Origin of the sequence: Tardiphaga robiniae (assembly GCF_013359755.1) — a bacterium.
Taxonomy (GTDB): Bacteria; Pseudomonadota; Alphaproteobacteria; order Rhizobiales; family Xanthobacteraceae; genus Tardiphaga; species Tardiphaga robiniae.
The window spans coordinates 40,889-62,806 of the sequence record NZ_JABMCJ010000072.1 but is presented as its reverse complement, the minus strand read 5'-3'; the positions used below and the strand labels follow the sequence as shown (position 1 = coordinate 62,806).

Sequence of the window (21,918 nt, the reverse complement as noted above, 5' to 3'; positions counted from 1 at the left end):
GGGAACGCCGGTCAACGGCGCCCGTGCAGGTGACAGGAACTGAGCATGGCACAGACATACGACGTGACGCCGATCCGCGGCAGTGTGAGGGCGGCCTTTGCACCGCTGGTGTTCGGCTGCGTGGTGTTCAGCGGCAGTATCGCACTGGCGCAGACGCTGCCGGGCGGTGGCACCGTGACCCATGGTGCCGCGAGCATCGCCGCACCGTCGAACGGCACGCTGAACGTCAATCAGTCCTCGAACAGCGCCATCATCAACTGGAATTCGTTCTCGATCGGCGCCGGCGGCACCGTCAACTTCAACCAGCCGAGCGCGGCGGCTGCCACCCTCAACCGCGTTACCGGTAGCACGCCCTCCAGCATCGCCGGCACGATCAACGCGCCCGGCACAGTGCTGCTGGTCAATCCGAACGGTATCGCGATCACAAATACGGGTGTCGTCAATGCCGGCTCTTTCGCGGCCTCGACCCTCGACATCAGGAATGAGGACTTCCTGTCGGGCAAATACAAGTTCACCGGCAACGGCTCCTCGGCTGTCGTCACCAATGCCGGCCGCATCAACGTGTCCGACGGCGGCTTCGCTGCGTTGCTCGGTGGCCGCGTCGCCAATGACGGCGTCATTTCGGCGCGGCTCGGCAAGGTCGGCCTTGGCTCCGGTGAGATGATCACGCTCGATCTCTCCGGCGACGGCTTCCTGTCGGTGGCCGTGCCTTCCAATCAGCTTGGCAATCTCGTCGATGGCACCGGCAAGGCGTTGGTGACCAATAGCGGGAAGATCCGTGCCGATGGCGGTCAGGTGTTCCTCAGCGCCGCTACTGCGAACAATATCCTGCGCGACGCGGTCAATGTGCCCGGTACGATCCGTGCCAATTCCGTCGGCACCCGCGCCGGGCGCATTGTGCTCGGCGGCGGTGAGGGTGGGCGCGTCAACGTGTCCGGTCGTGTCACGGCAACCGGCAAGTCGCGCAATCAGGTTGCCGCCAAGAAAGGCGGCGAAATCGACATCAGCGGCGCCGAGATTGCGCTGGCCGGCGCGCGCATTGATGCGTCGGGTGCGGCGGGCGGCGGCAGTGTTCGCATCGGTGGCGATGCCTATGGTCGTGGCGATTTCCAGCATGCCGTCAAGGTCACGGCGGATTCTGCGACGGTGATCCGCGCTGATGCGCTGGACAGCGGCAAGGGCGGCAAGATCGTGCTGTGGTCGGACGGCCTGACCAGCGTGCGCGGCACGCTGTCGGCGCGCGGCGGTGTCAATGGCGGCGACGGCGGCCTCATCGAGACCTCGGGCAAGCAGCTCGATTTCGCGGGCATCCGCGTCGATGCGTCCAGCCCGAAGGGCCGCACTGGTGACTGGCTGCTCGATCCGGTTACTCTGACCATAGATTCCGCAGCGGCGGCGACCATCGGCGCCAATCTCGGCTCGGCCAATGTCACGCTGATCACCACGGCGTCCTCAGCCAGCGGGCCGGGCAACCAGTCGCAGGGCGCCGGCGATATCATCATCAATGCGCCGATCTCCTGGACGTCAGCCAATACGCTGTATCTCAACGCCTATCGCGACATCCAGATCAACGGCACCCTCTCCGGCAGCAATGGCGGGACACTGTGGCTCACGGCGCCGGGCAACATCACGCAGACAGCGCCGATCCTGGTGACCAATCTGATCTTGCCCCTGAACTTCTCGTCAGTGTCGCTGACCAGTACTGGCAACCGGGTCGCCAACATGTGGACCGACTATTCGAGCGTCGATCCGGATCGCGACGACAACGTCATCAATCCCGGCGCGCTGGCCTTCACGAATAACGGCAATCTGGCGGTTGGCCGGGTCGACGGACGCGACGTGTCTCTGATCGTCGGCGGCTCGCTCTCGAACCTGAGCGGGATTTCCGCCAGGGGATCACTATCCATCGTCACCTCGGGCGACATTTCCGGCGCGGGACACCTGAGCGGCGGAAACCTGTCGGTGGTTTCGGGCGGGGCGATCACGGCGGGCGGATTGGGGTCGTATGGCACGGCCAGTCTCCGAGCAGCCGGCAACATCCAGATCAACGGACATATCTATGACCTCGGGAGCCCGCTTTCGTCGGTGACGCTCCGCTCCGACAATGGCCTCGTCAATTTCTCGGCCAATGCCCGGGTGAATACCAACACCGCCGTGGAGATCCTGTACAATCCCTATGCGGCGACTGGCAGCTACGCCAACACGATCGACTATTCCAGCGTGACGCAGAGCGGCTACGGCGCGACCGTCAGGGCCTATATGCTGGTCAACGACGTCAACCAGCTCAAGGCTATCGAAACCAATCTTGGCGGCACTTACGCACTCGGCCGCGACATCGATGCCAGCGCGACCTCGACTTGGACCTGCCTGAGCGGCATCTGCCGTGGCTTCGATCCCATTGGCACCAATGTCAATAATTCGAACCAGGCCTTCACCGGCACCCTGGACGGCCGCGGCTACGCAATCCTGAACATGTATCAGCGCCGCGGCGAAGGGCAGGTCGGCGGCGGCGATGTCGGCGTGTTCTACCTGAATAGCGGCACGATCCGGAATGTCGGCATCATCGGCGGCTCGTTCAGCGGCAATGGCAGCTATGTCGGTTCGATCGCCGCACAAAACAATGGCACGCTCACCAATGTCTATTCGACGGCGAGCGTTACCAATATCGCCAGTTCGCTGGGCGCGGGCGGTCTGGTTGCCCGCAACAACGGCACCATCAATGGCGGCTCCTATTCGACCGGCGCCATCCGCGGCTATGTGGCCGGCGGCATCGCCGGCTACAATTACGGGACCATCCAGGATTCCTGGACGTCGGGCTGGGTGACTGGCGGCACGGTCGGCGGAATCGTCGGTGTGAACGGCGAGCATGCAACGGTCCGCTGGACCTATTCGCTCGCCAGCGTGAGCGGCACGAGCTGGACCGGCGGTCTGGTCGGCGAGAACCAGTGGAGCGTCACGGGCTGGGGGGTGGTCGAAGATTCCTATGCGGCGGGCGCTCTGTCGGGCACCGGCGTCGGCGGCATCGTCGGCAAGAACGACTTCCGCGACTACGATACGATGGAGAGCTTCAATTCGCAGACCGGCATGTCGGCGCGCGTCTGGCACGTCTATTGGGATCAGGCAGTGAGCGGCACCGGCCGCGCCTTCGGCTGGTCATATAATGACATGCCGGGCGGCTGGTCGTCGGAGCAGGTCCAGTTCATCGCGTCACTGAACACGAATTCGGGCAATAATCCGTACGCGATGAGTTCGTATAACTTCTTCAACGATCCCAATCCCGGCAATCAATGGAGCATGGGGAATTTCCACGATCACTGGTACATGGTGGATGGCTATACGCGACCGTTCCTGAAGGCCGAATATTCGACCAACATCCAGAACCTGCACCAGTTGCAACTGGTGAATATGAACGGTGCGGCCAGCTACAAGCTCGCGCGCGACATCAACGCGTCGGCAGAGCTATCCAGCGGGATGTGGAATAACAACGCCTTCTCGCCGATCTCGCCGATCAGCTACGCCGGATACACGACGAAGGTCTTCACGCGCCTGCAATTTGGCGAGAATCGACCTTCCGATTCGTATCAGGTCTGGAACAACGGAGTGCTCGAGATCTACACGACCATCTATACGCTCGGTGAGACAGGTTATTCGCAGTCGGCCCAGTACGCCGACTACGTGAAAACGCCATCCTCGTTCACCGGAACATTCGACGGCCAGGGTCACACGATCAAAAATCTCTTTGTGAACATGACTGACGGCAATCATGCGGGCGTGTTTGCCTATCTGGCATCTGGCAGCTTGGTGAAAAATCTCGGCGTCGTCGACAGCAGGATCATAGCCGACTGGGGATCGGCCGGCTCGATCGCAGGCCTGAGCGATGGCACGATCTTCCGCTCATGGGCGTCCCGCAGCGACGACGCGAGCGGGGTTTACTCGAACTACGCAGCGGGCGGCCTGGTTGGCTACAATCGCGGTACGATCGAAGAGTCCTACAGCACCGTGGCGGTCGAGGCCGTCGGCCAGCAGTCCGATTGGGTCACCTTCGTCGGCCAGGCGGGCGGCCTCGCGGGCGTCAACGTGAATGAGAACGGTGGCTCCGGTCGGATCGTCAATTCCTATGCGACGGGCTTGGTGCGTGGCAACGGCACGATCGGCGGTCTCGTCGGCACCAATGCGACCAATGACGGTGCGGGCACCATCATCAATTCCTATACGACCGGGCGACTCGATCGGGCCTGGAACTATGGGATTCACTTTGTCGGTTCGCTCGTCGGGCGTAATGTCAGTGATAACGGGCGGACAGGAACAGTCACGAATTCGTACTACGATTCCAGCGTTTCGAATCCGTCTTCGCTCGATCCCAATCGCGGCCTGACCGTCGTCGGCACCGGTCTCACCACGGCACAAATGCAGGACCTCAACACGTTCCGCACCGTCTATGCCGGTTGGGACTATCGCAATGTCTGGATTCCGTCGAACAGCGCGGGCCAGTCGGATGGCGTCGCGCGCTATCCGGAATTCTACTGGGCAAATCACGTCGCCGTCGTCGAGACGTCGAACGCCACGCGTATGTATGGCGATGCCAATACGACGCTGGCGGCGATGATCTACGGCCTCAAAAACTATGATACGCCGAACAAGATTCCGCTTGCCCTGAGCACCACCGCCAATCAGTCGTCGGGCGTCGGTACCTATGCCGTGACGGCGGGGATGACCGTCCTGCCGCCGCAGGCTGTCGGCGCTGGTGCCCCGAGCCAGGGCGGGTTTGGACCGCAATATCTCGGCATGCGGATCAACAACGGGAACGACATCCTGTGGGATCGGAATTCGACCGCGCAGCAGATCGCGGATCGCATCAATCAGTTCACCTCGCAGAACGGCGTATCCGCCACGGTCAACGGCAATGGTGCGATCGTTCTCACCGGTACGTCGGACTTCTTCCTGGTTCCGATGGGCGTGACTATTGGCGATGGCGTGGCGTGGCTGCGCATGACGCCGTATGTGACCAACCGTCCTACCCAGCTCCAGCCCGTCAGCAATGACGGATCGACCTATCGCATCGTCAATCTGCCGAGCGGGCAACTGACGGTGACGCAGCGTGCGATCACGGTGGCGGCCGATGCCGGTCAGGGCAAGACCTATGGCGACACAGGTTCCGCCCTCACCTGGCAGGTGACCAGTGGATCGTTGGTGAATGGCGACAGTCTCACCGGCACGATCGGCCGCGCCGCGGGCGAGAATGCCGGCAACTATGCCATCAATCAGGGCTCGCTCGCCGCATCCTCGAACTATCGGGTGAGTTTCGTCGGGAACGATTACAGCATCGCCAAGCGCACCGTGACGCTGTCGCTCACCGGCACGGTGGAGAAGCAGTATGACGGCACCAACACCGCCGCGCTCGGCACCAACAATTTCACGCTGAGCAATGTGGTGGTGGGCGATTCCGGCCTGCTGTCGGTGACGAACCTGCCGACCTCGGGCGCCTATGACAATGCCAATGCTGGAAGCGGCAAGACCGTCTCGTTCAATCTCGGTTCCGGCGGCCTCACCGGCAGCGCGGCCGGCAATTACACGCTGGTCGTCACGAACAGCCGCAATATTGGCAGTGTCACCAAGGCAGCGCTGACCATCACGGCGAACGACCAGTCCAAGACCTATGGCGATACGCTCGCCCTCGGCAGCACCGGTTACAGTGTCGGCGGCACGCTCTATGGCACCGACCGTGTGACGGGTGTGACACTGGCGAGCCTCGGCGCGGACGCACTGGCGAATGTGACCGGCGCGCCTTACGGGATCACGGCCAGCAATGCACTCGGCAATGGCCTCGGCAATTACACCATCAGCTATGTCGGCGGTTCGCTGTCGGTCGCGGCGGCGGACATCATCGTGTCGGCGAATGGTGGCAGCTCCGTCTACGGCCAGTCGCCGTCCAATCCCGGCTTTACAGCGCAAGGCCTGAAGAACGGCCAGAATGTCGATGTCCTGACCGGCCTCGCCAATTCGTTCGGTATCACCTCCACCACCGGCGTCGCCGGCGGCCCATATGCGCTCAGCGTGGCGGGGGCACTGTCCAATGCGAATTATCGCGTAACGGCGCGCAATGATGCGAGCTGGACCGTCACGCCGGCCTCCATCGTCGTCACCGCCAACGGTGGCACGTCGGTCTATGGCAGCGCACTGGCCAATCCGGGCCTGTCGGCCGCCGGCCTGCAGAACGGCGAAGACGTCAATGTTCTCACCGGCCTGCACAATTCGTTCGGCATTACTGCGACCAGCGGCGTGGCTCATGGGCCATATGCGCTCAGTGTGCTCGGCACGCTGGCCAATCCAAACTATCAGGTCTCCGCATTCAATCCGGGCAGTTGGACCGTCACGCCGGCCTCCATTGTTGTCACGGCCAATGGCGGCACATCGGTCTATGGCAGTTCGCCGCTCAATCCCGGCTTGTCGGCCATCGGTTTGCAGAACGGTCAGGGGATTGAGGTTCTGACCGGGCTCGTCAATTCGTTCGGCATCACCGGCCGGACCGGCGTCGCGGGCAATCCCTATTTGCTCGACGTAGCCGGAACGCTGACCAATCCGAACTATGCGATCTCGGCCCGCAACAGTGGCGTCTGGATCGTGACGGCCGCGCCGCTGACAGTCACCGCAGATCCCCAGAGCAAGATGTTCGCAGAGCTTGATCCGGCGCTGACCTATCGTCTCACCGGTGGCACGCTATTCAACGGCGACCGCTTCTCCGGCTCGCTGGAGCGCGCGCTGGGTGATGTGGTGGGCGACTATGCCATTCGGCTAGGCTCGCTCGGCGTTTCGCCCAACTATGCGCTGAGCTATGTCGGGGCAGTTTTTACAATCAAGTCGTTCAACGTCTCGCTCGCGCCGAGCCCCGGTCAGATCGCCGTGGTCAACCCGGCGGCGCCAACGACCAATACGATGTCGCCGTCCCCTGTCGGCAGTCCGAAGTCCTCCTTCGATAACCTCTTCCAGGCGCCGCCGAGCTCGCCGGCTCCAACCGGAATCGTCGCCGGCAATGCTGGCGGGAGAACCAACACCAACGGATCGCCCAACGATGACGTGACGAACTCCATCGGTGGTGAGCGCGGCGAAGACAGAAAGCGGAGGAACGGTCGGTGAAACAACTTTCGCCGGCAGCTCCGCGTCTCTGAACTGCTCTCAAATCAACGGATAGTTGTGATGAGAGACGTCCGCTGAAAGAAAGGATGGGAACTCTTGGCGCCTCGCGATCGCTCTTAGCTCACGCCAAGCTTAAAAGCACTATGCGGCTTTATGCCGATGGCACGGTTACAAAATGGCTGCAGCAAGTCAGCGGCAAGTCAGTGATTTCTTCGTGGCGGAAGCTGGCGTCACAACGGCGATTCGGGCCGCGGACTATTTTGATTCCAGTTTGTACTTGGCGACAGTGAATTAGCAGCCGGCTCCGCAAGCTACTTGCCCGATCTAGCAGGATGCGAAAGGTCTGCAATCGATGTAAAGCTGACGTCAAGCTGTCACGAAAGGCCAGCTTTTGCGCCTTGCTAGAGACTGCTTCGCAGTGTCGTCAGTTGGCTTGCTCGAGTCTTGAGCATCGACCGCTAGCCTAGCATTTGGGTGTCGCCGCAGATCGAAATAGCCTGGCCCGAGATCGTACGTCCGCGTGGGCTGGCCAGGAACAGGATCTGGTCGGCGATCTGTTCCGGTGTGACATAGTCCTTGATTGACGTATAGGAGAACGCTGTTTTCTCCATCTCCGCAAAGGAAATGCCGCGCTGCTGCGCCTTGGCTTCCAGCACGCGGCGCTGGCGATCGCCGGCGACGAGGCCGGGCAGGATCGTGTTGACGCGGATGTTGTCGGGGCCGAGCTCGATGGAGAGCGATTTCGTGAAGCCGATGACGCCCCATTTCGCTGCGGCATAGGGCGAGCGCATCGCGAAGCCTACGCGGCCAGCCGCCGAGGACAGGTTGACGATGGAGCCGTTGCTGCTCTGGCGCAGCAGCGGTACGGCGAGGCGCGTGCAGTTGAACTGGCCGGTCAGGCAGATGTTCAGGCAACGATCCCAGTCATCGGGATGCATCTCCTCGACCTTGGCGGTCGGGCCTGCGACGCCGGCATTGTTGACGAGGACATCGAGGCCGCCGAGTTTGGCTGTTGCCTCATCGAACAGCCTTTGAACTGACGGACGATCAGCAACGTCGCAATGTGTCTGGGTGATTGTGGGATCACTCGCTGTGAGTGCGGCAAGAGCAGCCTGGTCCACATCGCAGACATGAACGCGTGCGCCTTCGCCGGCAAAGGCGCGGGCGATGGCGAGGCCAATTCCGTTGGCGCCCGCGGTAACGATGACGCGCAAACCCTTGATGTTGAGATCCATGGTGGCTCCGGGGACTTTGTGAGGACTAGGCGGAGAGGCCGCCGCGCGACAGGATGAAATTGGCAGCGCTGGTGATATCGGCAGCGATCCCGACTTTGGCAGCTTCGGCATCACCGATCTCGATCGCCTTGCGAACGTCCGCATGAAACCGAATGGCTTCACCCTTGGCGAGGCGATCGGGATTGCCGCGCAGATCGAGATTGATGACGGGGCCAGCCTTGAGCCAGAGCGCACGGATGATCTCGACCAGGATCGGCGACTGCGCGGCCTCGTAGACGGCAAAGTGAAACGTCTTGTTGAGTTCGACGGCGCGCGGCAGGTCGGGTGCCTTCAATTCACTTTCCGCGCGCATCGCGGCTTCGGCGATCGCGATCGATGCAAGATTGCGGTCTCCACGTAGTCGCGCTGCCTCTGCTGCGGCATGACCCTCGATAGCGATACGCACCTTCGTCAGATCGCGAAACTGCGTAGCCGACATCACGGGCACGCGCACGGCACGGTTTGCCGCGACTTCCAGCGCCTTGTCGGCGACGAGGCGGGACACCGCTTCGCGCACCGGCATGATCGACACGCCGAGCACTTCGGCGGCCGTACGCAATGACAGCTTTTCGCCAGGCGCGAGTCTACCCGAGATGAGCAAATCCGCCAGTTGCGCGTAAGCGCGCTCGCCCAGCGTCTGGCGGTCGAGCGGCTCCACAAGGGTCAGCGCAGTCGGCAGGTTCAACGCGGTCTCCGGGCATCGTCGCGAAATTACAGGGAGGGACTCGACAAAGTCCCCGTCTTTTGCAACTCTAACTGTGATCACAGATCACGGCAAGCGGACAAAGCCCTCTCAACAGAAGAGTGCGGCGCCTGCCGGAGGGGAAACAGCCGCGCCGCGCGGCCGTATCAGGGAGACGAATCTGATGTCGAACACCAATCAATTCACGCGCCGCAGTCTGCTGAAGACCGCGGGCGGTCTCGCACTTGCTTCCGGCCTCTCTGCGCCATCGGTTCTGAGCGCGCAGACCTCCGACGTCATTCGCATCGGCCATCTCACGCCGCGTACCGGCTTTCTCGGCCCGCTCGGCGAATATGGTGTGATGGCCATCGATCTCGCTGTTGAGGAGATCAATGCCGCTGGCGGCCTGATGGGGCGCAAGGTTGAACTGCTCAAGGAGGACTCGATCAATCCTCAAACGGCATCGACCAAGGCGGAGCGCATGATCGAGCGCGACAAGGTCGCCTGTATCATCGGCGAAATTTCTTCGGCATCGTGTCTGACCATCGCGCAGGTCGCCACGCGCAACAAGACGCTGTTCATCAACACCGGCGGAAATTCCGATGCGCTACGCGGCAAGGACTGCCAGCGCTATATGTTCCACGTCGAGTCGCAGAACTCGATGTATGTAAAGACCGTCGGCCGCTCGTTTCTGCGCGATGGTCTCGTGAAGGGCAAGAAGTGGTACTCGCTCACGGCCGACTATGCCTTCGGCCATGACCTGCTAAGCGTATCGAAGCGCTTCATGCAGGCCAATGGCGGTAATTTCGCGGGCGACGACCTGGTGCCCACCGACGCCACGGACTTTTCTGCCTATCTCCTCAAGATCCGCGAGGCCAAGCCTGATCTCGTGGTGATCAATCTTGCGGGCAACCAGATCACCAACTTCCTCAAGCAATATGCCGAATTCGGTCTGACTTTCCCGGTCGGCGGTTTCGGCTTCGACACGGCTCTGGCCTGGGCTGCTGGCAAGGGCAATTTCGTCGGCACCTGGCCTGTGGTCTGGCACCATCTGCTGGACACGCCCGGCAGCAAGGCCTTCGTCGCGGCCTTCACCAAGAAGTACAACAAGCCGCCGGAGAATCAGGCCTGGGGCGACTACATCGCCACGAAGATCGTGGCGCAGAGCATCAACGAGCTGAAATCGGCCGAGTCGCCGAAGATCATCGAGCATTTCGAGAAGGGCGCGAAGTTCGATCTGCTGAAGACGCGTCCCGGCTACTTCCGCGCATCAGATCATCAGCTGATGCACGAAATGTATGCGGTGACGGCGCTGCCTGCGGACAAGATCAAGAACCAGTGGGACATCTTCTCATCGAGCCCGGCCGTCCCGGGGCCGGATGAACCGCTCGAAGTGATTGCGTCTACCGCGGAAGAGAACGTCTGCAAATTCCCGAGCTAGCAACAATGTCGGCGTTTCGCCTTCGGGCGAGACGCCGACATTCTGCTCGCGAAGTTGCTTTCGTCTCGTCCTTCCGACCCCTGTCAGATGCGCATCAGCGCGCGACTGCGGAGCCCATATCATGTCCGCCATGTTGCTCACCCAGCAGATCCTCAACGGACTGCTTGATGGTGTCTATTATCTTCTGATTGCGCTCGGCCTGTCGCTGATCTTTTCGCTCGGCGGCATCGTGAATCTCGCGCATGGCGCGTTCTATGCGATTGGCGCCTATCTTACCCTTGTCATTTCGCCCTATCTCGGCTTCGGTGGTGCATTCGTCGTGGCCCCCGTTGTCGTTGCGTTGCTCGGCGTTGTCATCGAGCGGACGTTGTTCCGGCGCTTCTATCGGTCAGATCCCATTCTCTCGCTGCTACTGACTTTCGGGCTCGCGATGGTCGCCGAGCAGGCCTTGCGTATGATCTTCGGCGCGCCGCCTTTGTCGTATTCGATCCCGCCAGCGCTGCGCGGTCAGGTCGCGATCGGAAGCTTCATCTATTCGTTCTATCGCGTGGTGTTGCTCGGTATTGCCGTGGCCTGTGTGGTCGGGCTCTGGGTGCTGCTGCAGAAGACCTCATTCGGCCGTGTGGTCCGGGCCGGCGTGCAAAATCCGGACATGGTCGGAGCGCTCGGTATCTCGCTGCAGCCCTATATGTCGGTCGTCGCAGCCCTGGGTATTGGTCTGGCGGGACTCGCGGGCGTGTTGCTGGCGCCGATCTATTCGATCCATCCGGCGATGGGACAGGAGATCATCACGCCCGCCTTCGTGGTGGTCGTGATCGGTGGCCTCGGCTCGTTCTGGGGCGTGGTGATCGCTGCGCTGCTGGTCGGATTGGTCAAGGGCGTCATGGTCGGCATCGGCTATTCGGCGGCGTCCACGGCGGCGATCTATTTGTTGATGCTTCTGGTGCTGCTGTTCCGGCCGCGCGGCTTGTTCGGCGAACGCATCATGCGGTTCGAGTAAGGCGATGCCAATGTTGAATCGTCTTCCCGTTCCATTGCTGATCGCGGGCGTCGGCTTGCTCATCCTGCCGCCGATCTTGCTGGCGCTCGGATTGACCGTGACGTCGGCGACGGAGATCGTCGTCTTTGCACTGGCCTGCATGGCCCTGAATATCCTGGTGGGGCACACCGGTCTCGTCTCGTTCGGTCATGGCGCCTGGTTCGGCCTTGCGGCCTATGCTGCAGCGCTGATCCAGCGTAACTGGATGCCGAATTCATTCGTCGGGCCGACGCTGCTTGCGCTTGTCGTGGTGGCCATCACGGCGGCTGCCTTCGGCTACCTGATCCTGCGCCGCCGCGGCGTGTATTTCTCGCTGCTGACGCTGGCGCTCGCGGCCATGCTCTACAGCGTCTCGTTCCGCTGGACTGACGTCACCGGTGGCGAGAACGGCCTTGGCGGCATCACCCGGCCGGCACTGCTTGGCTTCGACCTCGATGCGGGTGCGACCTATTATTGGTTCGTGGCGCTGATCGCGTTTCTCGTGCTGATCCTGCTGTGGCGCTTCCACAATTCCACGGTCGGTTCGGTGCTGGTGGCGATCCGCGAAAACGAACAGCGCGCGCGCTTCCTCGGCTATCCCACCAATCGCTACAAGCTCGCCGCCTTCGTGCTGTCGGCTACCATCACCGGGCTGGCCGGCATTCTGCTGCTCTACAAGAACCGTATGACGTCGGCGGATCCCATTTCGGTGGCGTTCTCTGGCGAGCTTCTGGCCATGGTCGTGATCGGCGGCATGCGCAGTTTCCTCGGGCCGGCGCTCGGTGCGCTGTTTTTCATTCTGTTTCGTGAGTTTCTCGGCATCTATTCCGAGAACTGGTTGTTCTGGTTCGGTCTCGTTTTCGTTGGCTTCATCATCTTCTCGCCTACCGGCCTAATCGGTATGGGCGAGCGGCTGATGGCGCCATTCCGCAAGAAAGTGGAAGAAGACGCGGCAATGTCGGCGCGGCGCATCGAAGTGCTACCACTGCCGGAGTTTTTGCGACCGAAGTCGTCAGTCGACGGAGCGGTACTCGCTGCCAGCCATATCGTGAAAAGTTTCGGTGGCATCAAAGCCGTGCAGGGCGTCGATATCGCCATCGCCGATCGCACGCTGCATGCGCTGATCGGCCCGAACGGTGCCGGCAAGACCACGGCGTTCAATTTGCTGTCGGGTATGTACAAGCCGGATCAGGGAAGCGTGTCGCTGATGGGCATGCCTATCGCAGGCCATACACCGGAAGATATTGCAAGGGCCGGCATTGGGCGTTCGTTCCAGATTACCAACCTGTTTCCCACGCTCAGTGTTGGCGAAAATATCCGCCTCGCGGTGCAAGCACGGCATCCGCGGCGCTTCGATCCCGTGACCAACGCGCTATCGATTAGCGCAATCAACGCGGAGACCGATGCGGTGATCCGCTATCTCGGCCTCGCTGGAATCGAGAAGGCAGAGGCAGGCATGCTGTCTTACGGCGGCCAACGCCTGCTCGATATGGGCGTCGCGCTGGCTACAGCGCCGCGCGTCCTGTTGCTTGACGAACCGCTTGCAGGCCTCGCTGCTGCCGAACGTGAACGTATCGGTGCGATCATCAAGCGCATCTCGACCGATTTACCGGTCCTGCTGGTCGAGCATGACATCGATCGGGTGTTCCAGCTGGCCGACCACGTCACCGTCATGAATGAGGGACGCGTATTGCTGGATGGCTCCGTCGAAGAGGCGCGGTCCAGCCCGAAGGTGCAGGAAGTCTATATCGGGTCGGGCACGACGGCTGTGGCTGCGCGCCCCCGCGAGACCGCGGCGGGGGCGAAGCCGCTGCTGACGGTGAAGAATGTCGATACGTTCTATGGCAAGAGCCATATTCTCAACGACGTCAATTTTACCCTGCACGAGAACGAGATCATCGCACTGCTCGGGCGCAATGGCGCGGGTAAGTCGACCTTGCTCAAGTCGTTGATCGGGATCGCGCCGGCATCGAATGGCTCTATTCAACTGGCAGGCAGCGAGTTGATCGGCCTGTCGTCTGCGGAAGCTGCGCGGCTCGGCATCGGCTACGTACCACAGGGACGCGCCTTGTTCGCAGGCATGACCGTCGAGCAAAATCTCGAACTTGGTGGTCTCAAGCGGCAGACTGGCAATGGTGTGCATTGGACCCGCGAGCGCATCTACGACTATTTCCCACGCATTCGTGAGCGTCTCGACAGTCCCGCCGATTATCTGTCAGGCGGCGAGCAGCAGATGGTGGCCGTGGCGCGCGCGTTGTCGGGCGACGTCCGCGTCTTGTTGCTGGATGAGCCATTCGAAGGATTGGCGCCCGCGGTCGTGGAGCAGTTGTTTGAAACCTTTGACCGGCTTCGCAAGGAAATTGCCATCATCATCGTCGACCATAATCTCGATCTGGCTTTGGCTTTGTCCGATTCGACGGTGGCGCTGGAACGGGGCAAGGTCATTCATCAGGGGCCGTCGAAGGCCCTGCGTGACGATCTCGATCTGCGCCGCAAGGTGCTGTGGCTGTGAGAACATCAATGACACTGAACAATCGACATGTAGCGATCGTCGGCGTTGGCTTGATCGGACGCGCCTGGGCCGCGATTTTCGCGCGCGCTGGATGGACCGTGCGGCTGACAGATCCGCATCGCCCGACGCTGGATGCTGCGCCCGGGCTTATTCGCGATGAACTGCATGCGCTCGCCCGCCACGGACTTGCCAATGACCCCGACGGCGCCGCCGCGCGCATCTCGATAGCGGAAAGTCTGGCCGATGCGGTGAAGAACGTTTCCTTCGTACAGGAGAATGGCCCGGAGAACGTCGATCAGAAGATCGCCATCTTTTCCGAGCTGGATCGTCTTGCGCCTCCAGATGCACTGCTCGCATCATCCACCTCGGCCATCGTCGCCTCTCGCTTCACGGAAGCGCTTCCGGGGCGGGCGCGCTGCCTCGTCGGTCATCCCGTCAACCCGCCGCATCTGGTGCCGCTGGTCGAACTATGCGGCGCATCCTGGACCTCGCAGGAGACTATCGACCGCGCGCGTGAGATCTATCGCGAGATTGGGCAGGTCCCCGTGACCGTCAACCGCGAGATCAACGGTTTTATCCTCAATCGGCTGCAGGGCGCCTTGCTGGCGGAAGCGTTCCGTCTGGTCGGCGAAGGCTATGTCTCCGCGGAGGATCTCGATCACACTGTGAAGGACGGTCTCGGTCTGCGCTGGTCGTTTCTGGGCCCGCTGGAGACCATCGAGCTCAATGCGCCCGGCGGCATCCCGGATTACTGCGCGCGCTACACCGGTTTCTACAAGGAGCTGGCCGCTGCATCGGCAGGGCCCGAGGTTTATCAAAGCCCGAATGTCGACCGGGTGATAGCGGCCTGGCCGCATCAGCCGTCGCCCGATCGGATTGCCGCACTGACACAACAACGCAACGAACGCCTCGCAGCGCTGGCGGCTCACAAGGCCACGCAGCGTCCCAAATCCTGACTACACCATCTCTTAACAGTAAGACGGAGACTGACATGAGCCGCAAAGTCATCATCACCTGCGCCGTGACGGGCGCGATTCATACGCCCTCGATGTCCAAAGCATTGCCGGTAACGCCGCAAGAAATCGCCGACGCTGCCGTCGATGCGGCGGAAGCCGGCGCCGCCATTGTGCATCTGCATGCGCGCAACCCGAAGACCGGGCAACCCGATCAAAGTCCCGAAGCCTTTGCGCCATTCCTGAAGATCATCAAGCAGCGCACCAATGCGGTGATCAACCTGACTACCGGTGGTGCGCCCACCATGACGGTGGATGAACGCGTACGGCCTGCCGCGGTCTACAAGCCGGAAGTCGCCTCGCTCAACATGGGCTCAATGAATTTCGGATTCTTCGGGATGCTGAACCGCTTCAAGAAGTTCGAACATGATTGGGAATTGAAGCACCTGCAGAACAAGGACATTGTGTTCCGCAACACATTCCAGGACATTGAGTATGTGCTGAAGACACTGGCCGAGACGGGTACACGCTTCGAGTTCGAATGCTACGACACGGCGCACCTCTATAATCTCGCCTACTTCCTCGAACAGGGGCTGGTGAAGCCGCCGCTGTTCATCCAGACGGTGTTCGGTTTGCAGGGCGGTACAGGTGCACATCCCGAAGATGTGCTGCACATGAAGCGCACGGCGGATCGGTTGTTCGGCGACAAGTATGTCTGGTCGGTGCTCGGCGCCGGTCGCAATCAGCTGCCGATCGCGGCGATGGCCGCGGCCATGGGTGGCAATATCCGCGTCGGTCTGGAAGACTCGCTGTGGGCGGCGCCAGGTCGCATGGCCTCCTCGAATGCCGAGCAGGTCACGCTCGCGCGCAAAATCGTCGAAGGCTTGGGTCTTGAGATCGCGACCCCGGATGAAGCGCGCGAGATGCTTGATCTGAAGGGTGGAGACAAGCTGGAGGTCTAAGCTATCCCTGGAGGAGGCGGACAGTGCAAGAGATGTCCGCCTGCTCTGCTTTGGGGGAACCCTGCTGGCGAATGCCCGCTTCTGACACAAAGTCGACGTGATGGGTTACCGCTTTTGGCGCAAAGCGGACATTTGGCGCGCTGGACGTTGCGGGGATCGCATACTTTATCGTTCATGAATTTGGCATTTCTCAACCAAATCTCTCCGTATGATTCTGTTCACCATCCGCTTTAGGGAAGCGAAGAGCCGCATAAGAGATGCTGTGCCATGTTCGAAGATCAACTTCGACAAGGAGGCGTCAATGGCCCTTATCATTATGCCGTTTTTGGTGACCGCAGCGGCTGTCGGTATGTTTGTCCTGGCGACCGAGCGCACCGATGACAAACAATGCAGTTAGGCGCGGGGCTGGTCAGATTTAGAAACTTCCGGCTGATCGGAGAGCAGCTGAACAGCTTGCGAGATCAACAAGGCTACATCGCTTAGATCCAGGCGTTGGGCCCGGCCTCGCATGATGTGCAGATCGTTTTTCAACAGAATAAGTTGAGCGCGGCGAGAAACATCATGCATCTTGGGTTCCCTAGCGTGGGAACCGCCCAGCTTCATTATATGGAATGTGGAATAGCGCCGAATTACTGCACATGAATGTTCAATGCATCCCATATGACGTCAGATCTGTCATGCAACTCGCTCCGGTCTGATCACTCGCTTGTTATCGTTTGGTAGTCGCTTCTGGATTTGGCCGAATTGATAAGGAACGTCGGGGGCGTTTGCCGGTATGCGAGTCCGCCCTTGTTCAAAGCGAAGGGGCGCAAACCAGAATCACGCTGGCTCAATTAATCAGATCCAACGCTGGCTTATCGCGAGATCCTTGGTGGCTGTGTCGAGCGGCGCACGATGAGCAGGGGCGCTGTGACGACATAACGCGCATCGCCGCGGACACCTTCGATCAGGTCGAGCAGGAGCTGGCCGGTCTGTTCACCCATCTCGCGGTGGCTGATGCGGATCGTGGACAGCGGCGGATCCACCAGATCCACCAGCGGCATGTCGTTGTGACCGATCACTGACAGATCTTCCGGACATCGCCGGCCCGTTTCGCGCAACGCTTCATAGATGCCGAGCGCGAGGAGATCGTTGGCTGCGACGATGGCGGTGGCCTCAGGCTGTCGTGCGAGCAGTCTGAGTGCGGCAGCGCGCCCTGCCTCGCGCGTGAATGCTTCAGCTTCTTCGATATCATTGTCGGCCGGCGCGAAACCCGCTTCGTGCATTGCCTCCACGAAACCGCGGCGGCGGAGCGAGCCGGTCGATAGCATTTGCGGGCCGGCGAGGTGGAGGATGTGGCGATGCCCAAGTTCGAGAAGATGCGCAACCGCGAGCCGCATGCCGGCCACATCGTCCGAGACCACCGAAGGCACACGCGCCTCAGCCTCCGCGCGATTGACAAGCACGACAGGGACTTTCCAACTCAGACAACGCTCGATCGAATTATCCTTGAGCGCGACATTCGCCAGCACGAGGCCATCCACGCGGCGCGCCACGAGCCGTTGAACGATGTCGTCGGTGCCCGTCCGTTGCGGTTGCGGGTCGGCGACAATCAGCGCGTAGCCGCGCGCCGATAGCACGTCTTCGAGGCCGCCGATGATCGGCGAGAAGACGGGGTTCGCGATGTCCGGGACGATGATGCCGACCATGTTCGAACGGCCACTGCGCAGACTCGCGGCCACCGTGTCCGGGCGGTAACCCAGCCGCTCCGCTGCTTCCAGAATCCGGCGCACGACCGGCTCGCCGATTCGTCCGCGGCGGGCTGGGTCGAGCGCGCGCGACACGGTGGAGGGGTGCACTCCCACCTCGCGCGCCACGTCTTTGATTGTCGTCATCCCTGCCACGATCTCCAAGCTAGCTGGTGCGGTTGACTTGCGCAATCGATTGCACTAGATGTGCAATCGATTGCGCAGCATGATAACCGAAAAATCGCAATATGAGGGAGTGTCGATGATCATCACGCGTCAGGAGGATGTGACCGACGTTGTGCTTGCCGCGATGAGCGGTGCGCCGAACGAGCGGTTGCGCACGGTCATGGCCGCTTTCGTTCGTCATCTGCACGAATTTGCCCGCGAGGTCCGGCTGACCGAGGCGGAGTTCGAATTCGCCATCGATTTCCTCAACCGGATCGGCCAGACCACGAACGACAGCCATAACGAGGGCGTGTTGTTCAGCGATGCAGTCGGGCTCTCAACATTGGTCTGCCTGTTGAACAACGGTCAGGACGGAGCGAGCGAGACCGCCGCAGCTTTGCTCGGGCCGTTCTGGCGGGCGAACGCTCCGCGTGTGGAGAATGGTGCCTCGATCTTGCGTTCGCCGACGCCCGGTGCGCCACTGTTCGTCGATTGCCGCATCACCGACGCACTGGGAGCGCCGCTCTCGGGTGTCAGCGTTGATGTCTGGCAGGCCTCGCCGTCGGGAATGTACGAAAACCAGGACGCGGGTCAGGCTGACATGAATTTGCGGGGCGTGTTTGAGACCGATGCGAACGGCCGCTTCGCGTTCCGCTCGGTCAAGCCTGCTGGCTATCCGGTGCCGACCCATGGTCCGACCGGGGAGATGCTGGCCGCGCAGCGCCGGCATCCGTTCCGGCCGGCGCATCTGCATGTGCTTGCCTTCAAGCCAGGCTTCAAGACGCTGATCACGCAGATCTTTGTCGATGACGACGAACATCTGGAGAGCGACGTCGTATTCGGCGTGACGCGTGCGCTGATTGGCGATTTCCGCAAGGGCGAAGGCGCGTCGCCAGCGCCGGATGTCGCTGGCGAATGGTTCAGCCTCAACTACACATTCGTCATGGAGCCCGGCGAAGCCGTGCTCCCGCATCCTCCCATCAAGTGAGCTGTCGATGTCGGATATTCTCGCGAACAAGATAGCCGTGGTGATCGGCGGTTCGGGCGGCATCGGGGCCGCGGCCGCGCAAGCTTTGGCAGCCGAAGGCGCCCGTGTCATCGTGACCTGGCGCTCCGGCGAGGCAGCCGCCAACGCGTTGCTGGCCGGCCTTCCGGGCGAAGGCCATCTCGCCAGACGCGCGGTAATTGAAGATAGCGCAACGCTGACGGCGCTTGCCGGCGAGGTGGAGCGAGCGTTCGGTCGCTGCGATATTCTCGTCAATACCGCGGGCTACACCAAACCGATTCCGATCGGCGATCTCGACGCGCTGACCGACGAGTTTATCGACGACATGTTCAAGGTGAACTGGCGCGGCCAGTTCGCGGCCATCCGCGCTTTCGCGCCGCTGCTCAAGGCGAGCGGCGACGGGCTCATCGTCAACGTCTCCTCGATTGCGGGGCTGAATGGCGTCGGCTCCAATCTGGCTTACGCGGCGATCAAGGCCGGCATCGACACCATGACCAAGTCGCTCGCGCGGGCGTTGGCGCCGACAGTACGCGTGATGGCGGTATCGCCGGGCGTGGTGGCCACTGACTTTGTGCCGGGCCGTGATGCGGCCGCGCTTGAAAAGGTCGCGGGGACCATTCCGCTCAAGCGTGTTGCGACGGCCGAGGATGTCGGCCGCGCAATCGCCGCCTGCGCCACCCACCTGACCTATTCCACCGGCTCGCTGATCGTCGTTGACGGCGGCCGAGCGTTGTAAGGAGAGATTGATGCGCCCGATGCTCGACAAGATCGTCATCACTTGCGCCGTCACCGGCAATCTGACGCGGCCGGACCAGACCCCGCATCTGCCAATCACGCCGGAAGAAATCGCCGACGCCTGCCTCGGTGCCGCAGAAGCCGGCGCGGCAGTCGCGCATATCCATGTGCGCGAGCCCGGCACCGGCGCGCCGTCGATGAAGCTCAAATATTATCAGGACGTCGTCGGACGCATTCGCGCGCGCAATCGCAACCTGATCCTGAACATCACCACCGGTCCCGGCGGTCGCTTCGTGCCTTCGCAGGACGATCCCAAGGTCGCCGCCGCCGGTACTACGCTGATGAACCCGGAAGAACGCGTTGCCCATATCACGGCGCTGAAGCCTGACATCTGCACGCTCGATCTCAACACCATGAATTCCGGCGGGCAGGTGGTGATCAACACGCCCGGCAATGTGCGCCGCATGGCCAAGGTCATCCGCGAGGCCGGCGTGAAACCCGAGATCGAACTGTTCGATTCCGGCGATATCGCGCTGCTGCACGATCTCCTCGTCGACGGTACGCTCAGCGGCCCGGCGCTCACCTCCTTCGTGATGGGGGTGAAATACGGCTTCCAACCGTCGCCGGAAACGGTGCTGTATGCGCGCGGTCTGCTGCCGCGGGATGCGCATTTCACGGCCATTGGCATCGGCCGTTCCACATTTCCCATGGTGGCACAATCGGTGCTCGCCGGCGGTCATGCCCGCACCGGTCTGGAAGATGCTGTGATGCTCGGCCGTGGCGTACTGGCGCCGTCGAACGCCGTGATGGTGGACAAGGCACGCCGCATCATCGAAGAACTCGGCGCGCAGATCGCGACGCCTGCTGAAGCACGCGCACTGTTCGATTTGCCGGGCGCCGCATAACACAGCATTCGAGGACTGAAATGACTGCAGCCGCCAAGACTTCCTCCAGCGTCACCGCAACATGCCTGCGGGTCGCCGCCAAGGCTGATCGCATCGAGAATGTGGCGCTCGGCATCGAGCAACGCACACTCGCCTGCGCCAGGTCAGGCGATGCGCTGGTCGAGATAAGGGCCGCCGCGATCAATCCGTCGGACGCCAAGGCGACGCTCGGTCTGATGCCGCATGCGGTCTTCCCCCGCACGCCCGGCCGTGACTTCGCCGGAGTCGTGATCGATGGGCCGACCGACCTGATCGGCAAGGAAGTATTCGGCTCGTCCGGCCAACTCGGGATCGGCCGCGACGGCACCCATGCCACGCATCTGGTGGTGGAAGCGTCTGCGCTGGTCGAGAAGCCGATCAATATCAGCCTCGCGGAGGCGGCCGGCATCGGCGTGCCCTTTGTCACCGCGCAAGAAGGCTTTCGCCGCAGCGGCATGCCGAAGCCCGGCGAGACGGTGTTGATCCTCGGTCTGAACGGCAAGGTCGGTCAGGCGGCGACGCAGATCGCGTCATGGCAGGGCGCTCGCGTGATCGGCGTCGTCCGCAAGGACGAGCTATATGCCGGCCATGCCCATGGCGAGGTGACCGTCGTCGATTCCAGCCGCAATGACGTCGCCGCGACCGTGCGCGAACTCACCGGCGGCAAGGGCGCGGACATCGTCTACAATACCGTCGGCGAGCCCTATTACGACGCAGGCACGAAATCGCTCGCGCATCTCGGCCGCCAGATATTTATTGCCTCCACCAAGGCCACCGTGCCGTTCGATATCTTCGCCTTCTATCGCGGCAAGCACACCTTCTTCGGTGTCGACTCGCTGTCGCTGTCATCGCCGGAAGCCGGCGAGATACTGCGTGAATTGGTGCCGGGTTTCGCCAGCGGCGCATTGAAGCCGTTTCCGATCAAGCCGGACGCGATCTACCCGCTGGAGCGCGCTGCAGAGGCCTATGTCGCCGTGCTCGGCTCCTCGCGCGATCGTCTCGTTTTTCAGCCGAACGGGTGAAGCCATGCATGTCGTCCGCCTGAACGATGCCCCGCGCTACGAAGCCCCTGGCCACAATGACATGCGGATGTTTCGCCTGCAGGGCCGCGACGCCGGGCCGGGCGATGTGATGTGGCTCGGCATGAGCCAGATTCTGCCGGGCGGCGGCATTACGCCCTCGGCCTCGCCGGAGGAGAAGTTCTATATCGTCCTCGAAGGCGAAGTAACCTTCGAAACGCCGGATGGCATCGCCTCCCTCGGCATCTGGGATTCCTGCCGCATCGCGCCCAACGAGACGCGCGCGCTGCGCAACGAGACGAAACGACCGGCGGTGGTGTTGCTTGCAATGCCGCTGCCCAACACCGCCAGAGGCTGAAAGCCCGGC

General features: G+C 61.9%; 15 protein-coding genes. 11 read left to right on the top strand and 4 right to left on the bottom strand.

Features of this window, described 5'->3' with window-relative positions; genetic code table 11:
* Nucleotides 1-45: 45 nt before the first annotated feature.
* Nucleotides 46-7,134 carry an MBG domain-containing protein gene (locus HP556_RS05995; RefSeq protein ID WP_175366273.1) on the top strand — a complete coding sequence of 2,363 codons (7,089 nt, stop codon included), beginning with the start codon at nucleotides 46-48 and terminating at the stop codon, nucleotides 7,132-7,134.
* A 458-nt stretch (nucleotides 7,135-7,592) separates the two neighbouring features.
* On the opposite strand, the gene HP556_RS05990 is transcribed toward HP556_RS05995, so the two are convergent.
* Nucleotides 7,593-8,369, bottom strand: coding sequence for an SDR family oxidoreductase (locus HP556_RS05990; RefSeq protein WP_175366272.1), 777 nt, complete (start codon nucleotides 8,367-8,369; stop codon nucleotides 7,593-7,595).
* Nucleotides 8,370-8,394: 25 nt separating this feature from the next.
* Complete coding sequence (locus tag HP556_RS05985) at nucleotides 8,395-9,093, bottom strand: GntR family transcriptional regulator (RefSeq protein ID WP_175366271.1); 699 nt, start codon at nucleotides 9,091-9,093, stop codon at nucleotides 8,395-8,397.
* A 181-nt stretch (nucleotides 9,094-9,274) separates the two neighbouring features.
* Between HP556_RS05985 and HP556_RS05980 the strand changes: the two genes are divergently transcribed.
* The 5 genes from HP556_RS05980 (at nucleotide 9,275) to kce (ending at nucleotide 15,976) form a co-directional block, all read left to right on the top strand.
* The gene (locus HP556_RS05980) at nucleotides 9,275-10,531 is read left to right on the top strand and encodes an ABC transporter substrate-binding protein (RefSeq protein ID WP_175366270.1); all 1,257 of its coding nucleotides are present in this window, start codon (nucleotides 9,275-9,277) and stop codon (nucleotides 10,529-10,531) included.
* A 121-nt stretch (nucleotides 10,532-10,652) separates the two neighbouring features.
* Complete coding sequence (locus HP556_RS05975; protein ID WP_068734877.1) at nucleotides 10,653-11,531, top strand: branched-chain amino acid ABC transporter permease; 879 nt, start codon at nucleotides 10,653-10,655, stop codon at nucleotides 11,529-11,531.
* Between the two features lie 10 nt (nucleotides 11,532-11,541).
* Nucleotides 11,542-14,061: a branched-chain amino acid ABC transporter ATP-binding protein/permease gene (locus HP556_RS05970; protein WP_175366269.1), complete on the top strand. Its 2,520-nt coding sequence runs from the start codon at nucleotides 11,542-11,544 to the stop codon at nucleotides 14,059-14,061.
* An 8-nt stretch (nucleotides 14,062-14,069) separates the two neighbouring features.
* Nucleotides 14,070-15,017 (top strand): 3-hydroxyacyl-CoA dehydrogenase, encoded by a 948-nt coding sequence (locus HP556_RS05965; protein WP_175366268.1) that lies wholly within the window; start codon nucleotides 14,070-14,072, stop codon nucleotides 15,015-15,017.
* Between the two features lie 35 nt (nucleotides 15,018-15,052).
* Complete coding sequence (gene kce, locus HP556_RS05960) at nucleotides 15,053-15,976, top strand: 3,5-dioxohexanoate:acetyl-CoA acetone transferase (RefSeq protein WP_068734883.1); 924 nt, start codon at nucleotides 15,053-15,055, stop codon at nucleotides 15,974-15,976.
* Nucleotides 15,977-16,369: 393 nt separating this feature from the next.
* Here kce and HP556_RS05955 read toward each other — a convergent pair whose 3' ends face one another.
* Together HP556_RS05955 and HP556_RS05950 are read right to left on the bottom strand one after the other, a co-directional pair.
* A complete protein-coding gene (locus HP556_RS05955) occupies nucleotides 16,370-16,543 on the bottom strand; it encodes a hypothetical protein (protein ID WP_158596890.1) in 174 nt (57 codons plus the stop codon).
* A gap of 287 nt (nucleotides 16,544-16,830) precedes the next feature.
* On the bottom strand, nucleotides 16,831-17,850 hold the full coding sequence (locus HP556_RS05950; protein ID WP_175366368.1) for a LacI family DNA-binding transcriptional regulator: 1,020 nt from the start codon (nucleotides 17,848-17,850) through the stop codon (nucleotides 16,831-16,833).
* 115 nt (nucleotides 17,851-17,965) lie between these two features.
* Here HP556_RS05950 and HP556_RS05945 point away from each other — a divergent pair, with 115 nt between their 5' ends.
* From HP556_RS05945 to HP556_RS05925, 5 genes are read left to right on the top strand one after another with little or no spacing between them, the layout of a single operon-like run.
* Entirely contained in the window at nucleotides 17,966-18,856 is an 891-nt protein-coding gene (locus tag HP556_RS05945; protein ID WP_175366267.1) for a dioxygenase family protein, read from the top strand.
* A 7-nt stretch (nucleotides 18,857-18,863) separates the two neighbouring features.
* Nucleotides 18,864-19,610, top strand: coding sequence for an SDR family NAD(P)-dependent oxidoreductase (locus HP556_RS05940; RefSeq protein WP_175366266.1), 747 nt, complete (start codon nucleotides 18,864-18,866; stop codon nucleotides 19,608-19,610).
* Nucleotides 19,611-19,629: 19 nt separating this feature from the next.
* On the top strand, nucleotides 19,630-20,514 hold the full coding sequence (locus tag HP556_RS05935; protein WP_175366367.1) for a beta-keto acid cleavage family enzyme: 885 nt from the start codon (nucleotides 19,630-19,632) through the stop codon (nucleotides 20,512-20,514).
* A 20-nt stretch (nucleotides 20,515-20,534) separates the two neighbouring features.
* Nucleotides 20,535-21,554 carry a quinone oxidoreductase family protein gene (locus tag HP556_RS05930; protein ID WP_175366265.1) on the top strand — a complete coding sequence of 340 codons (1,020 nt, stop codon included), beginning with the start codon at nucleotides 20,535-20,537 and terminating at the stop codon, nucleotides 21,552-21,554.
* 4 nt (nucleotides 21,555-21,558) lie between these two features.
* Nucleotides 21,559-21,909: a cupin domain-containing protein gene (locus HP556_RS05925; RefSeq protein ID WP_175366264.1), complete on the top strand. Its 351-nt coding sequence runs from the start codon at nucleotides 21,559-21,561 to the stop codon at nucleotides 21,907-21,909.
* Nucleotides 21,910-21,918: the final 9 nt, after the last annotated feature.

What these genes read in the sequence shown, in the direction of transcription:
- HP556_RS05995 (WP_175366273.1), top strand. Translation starts at nt 46, where the DNA reads ATGGCACAGACATACGACGTGACGCCGATCCGCGGCAGTGTGAGGGCG.
- HP556_RS05990 (WP_175366272.1), bottom strand. Translation starts at nt 8,369, where the DNA reads ATGGATCTCAACATCAAGGGTTTGCGCGTCATCGTTACCGCGGGCGCC.
- HP556_RS05980 (WP_175366270.1), top strand. Translation starts at nt 9,275, where the DNA reads ATGTCGAACACCAATCAATTCACGCGCCGCAGTCTGCTGAAGACCGCG.
- HP556_RS05975 (WP_068734877.1), top strand. Translation starts at nt 10,653, where the DNA reads ATGTCCGCCATGTTGCTCACCCAGCAGATCCTCAACGGACTGCTTGAT.
- HP556_RS05970 (WP_175366269.1), top strand. Translation starts at nt 11,542, where the DNA reads ATGTTGAATCGTCTTCCCGTTCCATTGCTGATCGCGGGCGTCGGCTTG.
- HP556_RS05965 (WP_175366268.1), top strand. Translation starts at nt 14,070, where the DNA reads ATGACACTGAACAATCGACATGTAGCGATCGTCGGCGTTGGCTTGATC.
- kce (WP_068734883.1), top strand. Translation starts at nt 15,053, where the DNA reads ATGAGCCGCAAAGTCATCATCACCTGCGCCGTGACGGGCGCGATTCAT.
- HP556_RS05955 (WP_158596890.1), bottom strand. Translation starts at nt 16,543, where the DNA reads ATGCATGATGTTTCTCGCCGCGCTCAACTTATTCTGTTGAAAAACGAT.
- HP556_RS05950 (WP_175366368.1), bottom strand. Translation starts at nt 17,850, where the DNA reads ATGACGACAATCAAAGACGTGGCGCGCGAGGTGGGAGTGCACCCCTCC.
- HP556_RS05945 (WP_175366267.1), top strand. Translation starts at nt 17,966, where the DNA reads ATGATCATCACGCGTCAGGAGGATGTGACCGACGTTGTGCTTGCCGCG.
- HP556_RS05940 (WP_175366266.1), top strand. Translation starts at nt 18,864, where the DNA reads ATGTCGGATATTCTCGCGAACAAGATAGCCGTGGTGATCGGCGGTTCG.
- HP556_RS05935 (WP_175366367.1), top strand. Translation starts at nt 19,630, where the DNA reads ATGCTCGACAAGATCGTCATCACTTGCGCCGTCACCGGCAATCTGACG.
- HP556_RS05930 (WP_175366265.1), top strand. Translation starts at nt 20,535, where the DNA reads ATGACTGCAGCCGCCAAGACTTCCTCCAGCGTCACCGCAACATGCCTG.
- HP556_RS05925 (WP_175366264.1), top strand. Translation starts at nt 21,559, where the DNA reads ATGCATGTCGTCCGCCTGAACGATGCCCCGCGCTACGAAGCCCCTGGC.